At 71.1% G+C, this 11812-nt stretch carries 8 protein-coding genes; 7 read left to right on the forward strand and 1 reads right to left on the reverse strand.

Annotated features, from left to right (window positions below; all coding sequences use genetic code 11):
• On the reverse strand, positions 1-1122 hold a 1122-nt coding region (gene sucC / locus B5D66_RS00005; RefSeq protein WP_078759466.1), incomplete at its 3' end, for an ADP-forming succinate--CoA ligase subunit beta.
• Positions 1123-1362: 240 nt separating this feature from the next.
• On the opposite strand from sucC, the gene B5D66_RS00010 reads away from it, so the two are divergent.
• From B5D66_RS00010 to B5D66_RS24860, 7 genes are all read left to right on the forward strand, one after another.
• Positions 1363-3078, forward strand: coding sequence for a thiamine pyrophosphate-binding protein (locus B5D66_RS00010; RefSeq protein ID WP_394330012.1), 1716 nt, complete (start codon positions 1363-1365; stop codon positions 3076-3078).
• 28 nt (positions 3079-3106) lie between these two features.
• Complete coding sequence (frc, locus tag B5D66_RS00015; protein WP_078759467.1) at positions 3107-4336, forward strand: formyl-CoA transferase; 1230 nt, start codon at positions 3107-3109, stop codon at positions 4334-4336.
• Entirely contained in the window at positions 4336-6507 is a 2172-nt protein-coding gene (locus tag B5D66_RS00020; protein WP_078759468.1) for an acetate--CoA ligase family protein, read from the forward strand. Before frc ends, B5D66_RS00020 begins: the two co-directional genes overlap by 1 nt.
• A gap of 240 nt (positions 6508-6747) precedes the next feature.
• The gene (locus B5D66_RS00025) at positions 6748-8337 is read left to right on the forward strand and encodes an Nramp family divalent metal transporter (protein WP_078759469.1); all 1590 of its coding nucleotides are present in this window, start codon (positions 6748-6750) and stop codon (positions 8335-8337) included.
• Positions 8337-8897: a hypothetical protein gene (locus tag B5D66_RS24855; protein ID WP_144290633.1), complete on the forward strand. Its 561-nt coding sequence runs from the start codon at positions 8337-8339 to the stop codon at positions 8895-8897. The genes B5D66_RS00025 and B5D66_RS24855 overlap by 1 nt, the downstream gene beginning before the upstream one ends.
• A gap of 91 nt (positions 8898-8988) precedes the next feature.
• Complete coding sequence (locus B5D66_RS00040) at positions 8989-9921, forward strand: NADP-dependent oxidoreductase (RefSeq protein WP_235000587.1); 933 nt, start codon at positions 8989-8991, stop codon at positions 9919-9921.
• A 593-nt stretch (positions 9922-10514) separates the two neighbouring features.
• Positions 10515-11807, forward strand: a complete 1293-nt coding sequence (locus tag B5D66_RS24860; protein ID WP_144290666.1) for a bifunctional o-acetylhomoserine/o-acetylserine sulfhydrylase — start codon at positions 10515-10517, stop codon at positions 11805-11807.
• Positions 11808-11812: the final 5 nt, after the last annotated feature.

An 11812-nucleotide genomic window follows, 5' to 3' on the forward strand; every position in this document is an offset into this window, starting at 1 on the left:
GACCCGACGCACCGCCGGGTGGGCACGCTCGTCCAGGATCCGCCGGCCCAGCTCGGCGTTGTTCCCGTCCAGACGCACCACCAGCGGCTTGGAGACGTCGTCGCCACGCTCCTCCAGCAGCTCCAACGCCTGCACGATGCCGTTGGCCACCGCGTCACAGGCGGTGATCCCACCGAAGACGTTGACGAACACGCTCTTGACCGCGGGGTCGCCCAGGATGATCTCCAGACCGTTGGCCATCACCTCGGCCGAGGCACCGCCACCGATGTCCAGGAAGTTGGCGGGCTTGACCCCACCGTGCGCCTCACCCGCGTAGGCCACCACGTCCAACGTCGACATGACCAGACCGGCACCGTTACCGATGATGCCGACCTCACCGTCGAGCTTGACGTAGTTCAGACCCTTCGCCCTGGCGCGGGACTCCCGTTCGTCGGCGCCCGCGTCGTCGTGGAAGGCCGCGCGCTCGGGGTGGCGGAAGGCCGCGTTGCCGTCCAGCGTCACCTTGCCGTCCAGGGCGACCACGCGGCCGTCCTCGGTGCGCACGAGCGGGTTGACCTCGACCAGCGTGGCGTCCTCCTCGCAGGCCACCCGCCACAGCCGGGTCATGACCGCGGCCAGCCTGGGGTGGGTGTCGAAGGGCAGTTCGGCCCGGTGGCAGATCTCCCGCGCGGTGGCGCGGTCCAGGCCGCGCAGGGGGTCGATCGGGGTGCGGACGATCGCCTGCGGACGTGTGGCGGCGACCTCCTCGATCTCCATGCCGCCCTCCTTGGAGCAGATGGACAGGAAGGTGCGGTTGGCCCGATCGAGCAGGATCGAGAAGTAGTACTCCTCGGCGATGTCGGCGGCCTCCTCGACCAGGACGTGGTGGACCGTGTGGCCCTTGATGTCCATGCCCAGGATCTGCTCGGCCGCGGCGCGGGCCTCCTCGGGGCCGTCGGCCACCTTGACGCCGCCGGCCTTGCCGCGACCACCCGTCTTGACCTGCGCCTTCACCACGACCCTGCCACCGATGCGGGCCGCGCTGCGTTCGGCCTGGTCGGGTGTCGAGGCGAGCTGACGCTGGGCGGTCGGCACGTCGTGTTCCCCGAAGAGCTGCTTTGCCTGGTGTTCGTAGAGGTCCACCGCGCCTCCTCCGCGCCTCGCGCTTGCCGTCCCCTCAGTCATACGCCGATCGTATGCAGTATGCAATCCCCCGCGACTCCGCTTCGCGTTCGCGCCGGAACGGTCTGGACACGGATTGCGGGTTGATGTAGCAATGGAAGCCATACGGTATGCAGTATTCAAAAATCTCGGCCTCTGGGCCGACCCCTATCCCCATCCAGCCGGCACGACCAGCGCCCCACGGGGCCGCGCGGTGAGGAGATGAGCAGCCAGATGGCGGACCAGCGCAACGAGGAGCACACCAGCGAGGCGACGACGATCTCCGGCGGGCACCTGGTGGCCCGAGCCCTCAAGGCCGAGGGCATCGACGTCATCTTCACGCTGTGCGGCGGGCACATCATCGACATCTACGACGGGTGCGTCGACGAGGGCATCGACGTCATCGACGTACGACACGAACAGGTGGCGGCACACGCCGCCGACGGCTACGCCCGCATCACCGGCCGACCCGGCTGCGCGGTCGTCACCGCCGGACCGGGCACCACCGACGCCGTCACCGGCATCGCCAACGCCTACCGGGCCGAGAGCCCGATGCTGGTCATCGGCGGCCAGGGAGCGCTCAGCCAGCACAAGATGGGCTCCCTCCAGGACCTGCCGCACGTCGACATGATCGCGCCGATCTCCAAGTTCGCGGCCACGGTTCCGCACACTGAGCGCGTCGCCGACATGGTCTCCATGGCCTTCCGCGAGGCGCTCAACGGGGCTCCCGGGCCGTCGTTCCTGGAGATCCCGCGCGACATCCTCGACGCGCGCGTCCCGGTGGAGCGCGCCCGGATCCCCGTCGCCGGGCGCTACCGCGCCTCGACCCGCCAGGCCGGCGACCCCGCCGCGATCGAGCGGCTCGCCGAGCTGCTGGTGCGCTCGGAGAAGCCGAGCATCCTGCTGGGCAACCAGGTGTGGACCACGCGGGCCACGCAGTCGGCGATCGACCTGGTGCGCGCGCTCAACGTGCCCGCCTACATGAACGGTGCCGGCCGCGGCACCCTCCCGCCCGGCGACCCGCACCACTTCCAGTTGTCGCGCCGCTACGCCTTCACCAACTCCGACCTCATCGTCATCGTGGGCACCCCGTTCGACTTCCGGATGGGCTACGGCAGGCGGCTGTCCCCCGACGCCACGGTCGTGCAGATCGACCTGTCCTACGCCACCGTCGGCAAGAACCGTGACATCGACTTGGGCATCGTCGGCGACGCCGACGTGATCCTGTCCTCGGTCCTCCAGGCCACCAGCGCGTTCTCCGACAACGGAGCACAGGGACGCAAGGCCTGGCTGGAGGAACTGCGCGCCCAGGAACGCGCCGCCCTGGACAAGCGGGCCGCGCTCCTGCACTCCGACGCGACGCCCATCCACCCCTACCGGCTGGTGCACGAGATCAACGAGTTCCTCACCGAGGACTCGATCTACATCGGCGACGGCGGCGACATCGTCACCTTCTCCGGACAGGTCGTCCAGCCCAAGTCGCCCGGCCACTGGATGGACCCGGGCCCGCTGGGCACCCTCGGGGTCGGCGTCCCGTTCGTGATGGCGGCCAAGTACGCCCGTCCGGACAAGGAGGTGGTCGCCCTGTTCGGTGACGGCGCGTTCAGCCTCACGGGCTGGGACTTCGAGACCCTGGTCCGCTTCAACCTGCCGTTCGTCGGCGTCATCGGCAACAACTCGTCGATGAACCAGATCCGTTACGGACAGATCGCCAAGTACGGCGAGGCGCGCGGCAACGTCGGCAACACCCTCGGCGACGTGCGCTACTCGGAGTTCGCGAGGATGCTGGGCGGCTACGGCGAGGAGGTGCGCGACCCCGCCGAGATCGGCCCGGCGCTGCGCCGGGCCCGGGAGTCGGGCAAGCCATCGCTGATCAACGTGTGGATCGACCCCGATGTCTACGCCCCGGGGACCCGCAACCAGACCATGTACAAGTGACCGGCTGGAGACGACCGGGAGAACCCCCATGACCAAGGCCCTTGAGGGCGTGCGCGTCCTCGACATGACGCACGTGCAGTCCGGCCCCTCAGCGACCCAGCTCCTGGCCTGGCTCGGAGCCGACGTGGTGAAGCTGGAGGCTCCCAGCGGCGACATCACCCGACGCCAGCTGCGCGACCTGCCCGACGTGGACAGCCTCTACTTCACGATGCTCAACTCCAACAAGCGCAGCATCACCCTCAACACCAAGACCGAACGCGGCAAGGAGATCTTCCTGGAGCTGGTACGCCGCTCCGACGTACTGGTGGAGAACTTCGCGCCCGGCGCGCTGGACCGGATGGGGTTCACCTGGGAGGTGCTGCACGCCACCAACCCGCGGCTGATCTACGCCTCCATCAAAGGGTTCGGGCCCGGCGCCTACGCCGACTTCAAGGCCTACGAGGTGATCGCCCAGGCCATGGGCGGCTCGATGAGCACGACCGGCTTCGAGGACGGACCGCCGTTGGCGACGGGCGCCCAGATCGGCGATTCGGGCACCGGGGTGCACACGGTGGCCGGGATCCTGGCGGCCCTGCTCCAACGCACCCGCACCGGACGGGGCCAGCGCGTCGAGGTCGCGATGCAAGACGCCGTGCTGAACCTGTGCCGGGTGAAGCTGCGCGACCAGCAGCGTCTGGCCCACGGCCCCCTGAAGGAGTACCCCAACGAGGACTTCGGCGACACGGTCCCCCGTTCGGGCAACGCCTCGGGGGGCGGCCAGCCCGGCTGGGCCGTGCGCACCGCGCCCGGAGGCCCCAACGACTACGTCTACGTCATCATCCAGCCCCCGGGCTGGGCGCCGATCACCCAGCTCATCGGCCGCCCCGAGCTCGCCACCGACCCCGAGTGGGCCACCCCCGAGGCGCGCCTGGACAAACTCGACAAGGCGTTCGCGATGATCGAGGAGTGGTCGATCCGGCTGCCCAAGTGGGAGGTCCTGGCCGCGCTCAACGCGCACAACATCCCCTGCGGTCCGATCCTGAGCACCCGCGAGATCATCGACGACCCCACCCTCAGCGCCAACGGGATCGTCGTCACCGTGGACCACCCCCAACGGGGCCCCTACAAGACCGTGGGCCTGCCGATCCGGCTGTCGGACTCCCCCGCCGACATCGAGCGCTCCCCACTGCTCGGCGAGCACAACGACGACATCTACTCCGGCGAGCTCGGACTCGACGCCGAGGAGCTCGCCACGCTCAAGTCGAACGGAGTGATCTGATGCCCGCTGCCCCACCGGAGTCCGCCCACGGCGGCGACACCAGCGGATACGACCGCGCCGCGGTACGCGCCGTGCTCGACCGCGCCCGCGCCGAGGGCCGCACCTCGCTGACCGCGCCCGAGGCCAAGGCGGTCGCCGACGCCTACGGCATCCCCGCGCCGCGCGAGGCCCTGGCCACCTCGGCGGAGGAGGCCGTCGAACACGCTGTGGAGCTGGGCCTCCCCGTGGTCGCCAAGATCGTCTCGCCCGACATCCTGCACAAGACCGAGGCCGGGGGCGTGGCCGTCGGGCTGGAGACCCCCCAAGACGTCGCCACCGCCTACCACCGGATCCTCGCCAACGCCCAGGCCCACTCCCCCGGCGCGCGCGTCGAGGGGGTCCAGGTCCAGCAGCAGCTCGGCGGCGGCCAGGAGGTCATCATCGGCGCCACCACCGATCCCACCTTCGGCAAGATCGTGGTGTTCGGGCTCGGCGGCGTGCTGGTCGAGGTCCTCAAGGACGTCGCGTTCCGGCTCGCGCCGGTCACCCCCGCCGAGGCGCTGGAACAGGTCGGCGACATCAAGGCCGCCGAGGTGCTGCGCGGGGTACGCGGCGGCGAGGGCGTCGACACCCACCGTCTCGCCGATCTCCTGGTCCGTCTGTCCCACCTGGTCACCGACTTTCCCGAGATCGCCGAGGCCGACCTCAACCCGGTGTTCGCGACGGCCTCCGCCGCGGTCGCCGCCGACCTGCGTTTCGTGCTCGACTTCGACCCGCCGCGGCCGCCCAAGCGCTTCAGCCGCGAGGAGATCCTGGCCGCGACCAACCGCATCTTCCGGCCGCGCTCGATCGCCGTGATCGGCGCCTCCAACGAGACCGGCAAGATCGGCAACTCCGTCATCAAGAACATCGTCGACGGCGGCTTCGAGGGGGAGATCCACCCGATCAATCCCAGGTCCGGCGAGGTGTATGGGCTGAAAGCCTACAAGAGCATCACCGACGTCCCCGGCGAGGTCGACGTCGCGGTCTTCGCCATCCCGGCGAAGTTCGTCGCCGGGGCCCTGGAGGAGGTCGGGCGCAAGGGGGTGGCCGGGGCGATCCTCATCCCCTCCGGGTTCGCCGAGACCGGCGAGCAGGAGCTCCAGGACGAGGTGCTCGCGGTCGCCCGCCGCCACGGCGTCCGGCTGCTCGGCCCCAACATCTACGGCTACTACTACACCCCCCAGAAGCTGTCGGCGACCTTCTGCACCCCCTACGACGTGGTCGGCGGCACCGCCCTGACCTCGCAGTCGGGCGGTATCGGCATGGCGATCCTCGGCTACAGCCGCAGCACCCGCACCGGTGTCTCGGCGATCGTGGGCGTGGGCAACAAGGCCGACATCGACGAGGACGACCTGCTCACCTTCTTCGGCCAGGACGACAACACCAACGCGATCGCGATGCACCTGGAGGACCTCAAGGACGGCCGCGCCTTCGTCGAGGCGGCCCGCGAGGTGGTGCCCCGCAAACCGGTCGTGGTCCTCAAGGCCGGACGCACCTCGGCGGGGGCGCGGGCGGCCGGATCGCACACCGGAGCGCTGGCCGGCGATGACAAGGTCTACGACGACATCCTGCGGCAGGCCGGCGTGGTGCGCGCGCCCGGCCTCAACGAACTGCTGGAGTACGGTCGCGCCCTGCCGGTTCTGCCGACACCCCGGGGCGAGAACGTCGTCGTCATCACCGGCGCGGGCGGCTCGGGGGTGCTGCTGTCCGACGCCGTGGTCGACAACGGCATGTCGCTGTATGAGATCCCGCCGGACCTGGACGCCGCGTTCCGGGCGTTCATCCCGCCCTTCGGGGCGGCCGGCAACCCCGTCGACATCACCGGCGGCGAACCGCCCTCGACCTATGAGAAGACGATCCGGCTCGGCCTGGAGGACGAACGGGTGCACGCGCTCATCCTCGGCTACTGGCACACGATCGTGACCCCGCCGATGGTCTTCGCCGACGTCGTCGTCAAGGTCGTGTCCGAGGCGCGGGCCAAGGGCGTCGACAAGCCCATCGTGGCCTCGCTGTCGGGCGACACCGAGGTCGAGGCCGCCAGCGCCCGGCTCTTCGAGAACGGCATCGTCGCCTACCCCTACACGACCGAAAAACCGGTACAGGTTCTCGGCGCGAAGTATCGCTGGGCGCGCGCCGCCGGACTACTCTGACCCGACGGGACCGATCCCACCGGTCCGTCTCGACCACAGCCACCCCGGTGGTCCGGTACCGCCATCGCCGGACCACCGGTCACACCGCGCACGGGCGCTCCGCCAGCGGCCGCGCGTGGTGCCAGCCACGGCCGGTCCCCGACCGACCCCGAGAGCACAGGGAGGTCCGCGGGAAAACGCCCAGGGGGCGCATGGGGGCAGAGCAGCTCGCATCCGCAGATCCGCTAGGGAGTTCCGCCCATGGATTCCTCAGACCTCAACGCGGCCGGATCCACCGGGGCGCCCGTACCGGGAGCCTCCACGGAGAAGGGGACCCGCCCCTTGATCCCCGGCCAGCGCCGACCCCACCCGTCCGAATCGACCTCCGCCACCACGCCCTCCGCTCCCCGGGAGCGGTTCTGGCGCGCCGGACGCCTCGAACCCATGCCGATCCGCCGGCTCCCCGAGGCGCCGCCCTCCATCCACATCCTCGGCCCGACCGTCTTCCTCGTCGCCCTGGGCGTGGGGATGGGCGAGTCCTACATGTGGCCGCGCCTGGTCCTGGTGTTCGGCCCGGAGATCCGCTGGCTGTTCCTCATCGGCGTGTCGCTCCAGGCGGTCGTCATGTTGGAGATGTCGCGTTACGCGATGGCCACCGGCGAGAGCATCTTCTTCGGCGCGGCGCGCGTGTTCAAACCGCTGATGTGGTTCTTCTTCGTCACCGCGATCCTCGTCTACATCTGGCCGGGACACCTGTCGGCCGGGGCCTCGGCCTTCGAACGGGTGACCGGCATCCCCTGGCAGGCCACGGCGGTGGCCGGGATGCTGCTGGTGGGCGTGGTCTTCACACTGGCCAAGGTCGTCTACAGCCTGCTGGAGAGCGTGCTGTCGATCTGTATCGGCCTGCTCGTGGTGGGCACGTCGGTGGTGGCCGCGCTCGTCGGCAACTTCGCCGATCTGGCCTCCACCGTCAGCGGGATGTTCGCCTTCGGCCACCTGCCGGACGAGGCCACCTCGGCCACGTGGTTTCCGATCCTGGTCGGCTCGATCGCCTTCGCCGGCCCCTCGGGCATGCAGCAGATGTGGTACACCCTGCACCTGCGCGACAAGGGCGCCGGCATGGGCGCGCACATCCCGCGGATCCGCGGACTGCGCCACGCCGGGGAACAGGAGAGCATGCCCTCGCGCGGGTTCATGTTCGACACCTCCGACCCCGCCGAGATGGCGAAGTGGAAGGGGTGGCGCCGCTGGGTGACCTTCGACGCCTTCGTCCTGTTCTGGGGCGTCACGATGCTGGTGACGATCGCGTTCACGGTACTGGCGCAGGCCTCGGCCCGGCTGGACCCGGGCGTGGTCGAGGTGATCCGCAACGGTGAACGCGACGCCGCGCTGGACGCGATGGCCTCCTCCTTCGCGGCGGCCGGCACCCCGGTCCTCGGCACCGTGTTCTTCTGCTTCATCGCGCTCATCGGCCTCAACGCCACGCTGGGCCTGTTCGACTCCTTCTCCCGCGGCCAGGCCGACATGACCTACTTCTTCGTCCCCGGCGCCAAGCGGTTCAGCATCTCCAAGCTGTACGGCTTCTTCCTGTGGGGACTGATCGCCTTCGGCATCGCCGTCCTGCTGTTCGGCCCCGCGGACGGCCCCGCCGCGATCCTGGACACGTTGGCGTTCCTGTCGACGTTCGCGATGGGCGCCTACTGCGTGGTGCTCCTGCTGGTCAACAACATCACCCTGCCCAAGCCCATCCGGCCGGGGATCGTCTCCAACGTGATCATCGCCTTCGCCGCGCTGTTCTACCTCGGCGCGCTGTTCTACTCCCTGTTCGCCTACGGGGTGGTGGTGAGCTGATGGGAACCCGACAAAGGGCCACCCCCACCGTGACGGGCGCGCTCGCCTACGCGGAGGTGGCGTTACCCGGTGCGCTGATCGGCGTGGCGGCCGGGGCGTTCGGGGCCGGGACGGCGGCGTTGGCCGGGTTGCCCCTGCCCCTGATCCTGACGATCACCGCGGGACTCGGCGTCCCGTTGGCGTTGGCCGGCGGCTGCTACTGCGTGCTGCTGGCGCTCGGCCGCCTGCGGATCGGCGCGGTGGCGCCGGCGGCGCTGTACTGGGCGGTGGCCTTCCCCGCCGCCCGGCTCGTCGAGGAGGCGGCGATGGCCTGGTACCTGGGGCAGGCGACACTGTTGCGCGAACCGCTGTGGTCGTTCCTGCTGTTCCAGGCGATGCTCAGCGTGGGCTACGCGATCGGGTTCCTGTGGCTGCACGAGCGCCTGGCTCCGCGTTGGCTGCTGGCCACAAGCGGCCACAACCCCGTGGCCGGCGACCTCGCCGGGCGCTACCTGAGGCATCTGGAGGTGATATCCCGACGTCGCACCCCCGCGGCGACGGGGCGACGTGGCAACGGGTGACCGTGCCTCCCCCGGTTCCGGGCGCCGCTCACCCGGAACCGGGAATTCCCCGCCGGGGCGAGGGGTTCGGCCGAGTATGCGAGTGATCGGAGTGAGTGAATTCGGCGGGCCCGAGGCGCTACGGGAGTTCGACGTCCCCGAGCGTCACGCCGGCCCCAAGGAGGTGCGGATCCGCGTGCGCGCGGCCGCGGTGAACCCGACCGACACCCTGACCCGCAGCGGGGCGCGGGCCGAGGACCTGCGCAAGAACCCGCCGCCCTACGTTCCGGGCATGGACGCGGCCGGCGTGGTCGAGGAGATCGGGCCGGAGGTGTCGGCCGACTACGGCGTCGGCGACCACGTGATGGCGATCGTCGTACCGGACGGCTCCCATGGGGCCTACAGCGAGAGCATCGTGGTCCCCGCCGACTCGGTCGCGCGGGTCCCCCACGGCGCGAGCGACGCCGAGGCGGCGACCCTGCCCATGAACGGGCTGACCGCGCGACGCGCCCTGGACCTGCTCGATCTGCCGCCCGGCGCCACCCTCGCCGTCACCGGGGCGGCCGGCGCCTTCGGCGGTTACGTGGTGCAGCTCGCCAAGGCCGACGGGCTGCGGGTCGTCGCCGACGCCAAGCCCGAGGACGAGGAGCTGGTCCGCGCGCTGGGCGCCGACATCGTGGTGGCGCGCGGGGACGACGTCGCCGAGCGCATCCGCGCGGCCGTTCCCGAAGGGGTCGACGGCCTCGCCGATGGGGCGGTGCAGGACGGCCTCGTCACCGCGGCGGTCCGCGACGGCGGAGGGGTGGCCACCGTACGCGGCTACCGGGGCGACGACGCGGCCCTGGCGCGCGGCATCTCCTTCCACCCGGTGTGGGTCGTCGACTACCAGCACGCGCGCGAACGACTCGACCGGTTGCGCGAGCAGGCCGAGAAGGGGGTCCTCACCCTGCGCGTGGCGCAGGTCCTGCCCGCCGCCCAGGCGCCGCAGGCACACCGGAGGCTGGAGGCCGGCGGTGTGCGCGGACGTCTCGTCCTGGAGTTCTGACCGTCGCGGCCCCGCGTCCCGGTTCCCGGGCGCGGGGCCGCGGGCCTGGGGCGCTTCCCGACGTCGGAGGCGCCCCTGTCCGTCATCGGGGCGTCACCTTGCCCCCGGCCCCGGGCGCGCGGGCCGGCGGGGTTCCTGTCCGGGACCGGATGATCGGGACGCCGCGGGGCGCTGTGTTCCCGCGTCCGGCGGGAGGACCGGTGGCGAGGCCGATGAGGCCGGCCCCGCCGGCGACCAGCGGGGTCGGCCTCACTCACGGGAACCGATGGACTACGCACCGCCAGAGCGCTAGTGTCGTGGCCATGATCCTGCTCGTTTCGCGGCGGCACGTCGACTATGCCCGCGTAAGCAGCATGCTCTGTCACCCCGCGGCCTGACCCGTCTCCCGTTTTCCCGGTCCCCCGCGGCCGCGTCCTCGTCCCCACCCGGCGGGGCGCCCTCTCGTTGCCGTCGGGCGCGGCCCTCGCCGCGCCCTCATCCCGATCCGCGCCGCGTCCGGCCCCACCGCGCCGTACGCCCGTGCCCAGGAGAGCATCGTGACCGTCGACTCCCGTGACACCTCCCCCACTCCCGAGCCGTCCGCCGCGGCCGCCGTGGAGTGGTCGTTTGAGACCAAGCAGATCCACGCGGGCGCGCAGCCCGATCCGGCGACGCACGCGCGCGCCACCCCGATCTACCAGACGACCTCCTTCGTCTTCCGCGACACCCAGCACGGGGCCGACCTGTTCAATCTCGTCGAGCCGGGCAACATCTACAGCCGGATCACCAATCCCACCCAGGACGTGCTGGAACAGCGCCTGGCCGCCCTGGAGGGCGGGGTGGCCGCGGTGGCGTTCGCCTCGGGGTCAGCCGCGACGACCGCGGCGATCCTCAACCTGGCGGGCGCCGGCGACCACGTGGTCGCCAGCCCGTCGCTGTACGGGGGCACCTACAACCTGTTCAACTCCACGCTGCCCAAGCTGGGGGTGCGGGTGACGTTCGTGGCGGACCAGGACGACCTGGGGGCCTGGCGGGACGCGGTCCGTCCCGAGACGAAGCTGTTCTTCGCCGAGACGCTGGCCAACCCCGGCGGCAACGTCTTGGACGTGCGCGGCGTCGCCGATGTCGCGCACGAGGCGGGCGTCCCCCTGGTCGTCGACAACACCGTGCCCACCCCCTACCTGCTGCGGCCGATCGAGCACGGCGCCGATGTCGTCGTCCACTCGGCGACCAAGTACCTCGGCGGGCACGGCACCACGATCGCCGGCGTCGTCGTGGACGGCGGCACCTTCGACTTCGGCATGTTCCCCGAGCGGTTCCCCGGGTTCGTCGAGCCCGACCCCAGCTACCACGGCCTGCGCTACTGGGAGACGATGGGGCCCGGCGCCTACGCGACGAAGCTGCGGTTGCAGCTGCTGCGCGACACCGGCGCGGCGATCGCCCCGTTGAACGCCTTCCTGATCCTGCAAGGGGTCGAGACGCTGTCCCTGCGGATGGAGCGGCACGTCGCCAACGCCCAGGCCCTGGCCGAATGGCTGGAAGGACGCGAGGAGGTCGAACGGGTCCACTACGCCGGTCTGCCCTCCAGCCCGTTCAACGCCAGGGCCCGCGGCTACCTGCCGCGCGGCGCGGGCGCGGTGGTCTCCTTCGAACTGCACGGCGGGGTCGAGGCCGGGCGCGCCTTCGTCGACGGCACGGAGCTGTTCAGCCACCTGGTCAACATCGGCGACGTGCGCAGCCTCATCGCCCACCCGGCCAGCACCACCCACAGCCAGCTTGGCCCCGAGGAGCAGCTCGCCTCGGGCGTCACCCCCGGACTGGTGCGTCTGGCGGTGGGCCTGGAGCACATCGACGACCTACGGGCGGACCTGGAGGCGGGCTTCCGGGCCGCGAAGGCACGGCGGTGAGCGGG

The organism is Marinactinospora thermotolerans DSM 45154, assembly GCF_900167435.1.
GTDB classification, from domain to species: domain Bacteria; phylum Actinomycetota; class Actinomycetes; order Streptosporangiales; family Streptosporangiaceae; genus Marinactinospora; species Marinactinospora thermotolerans.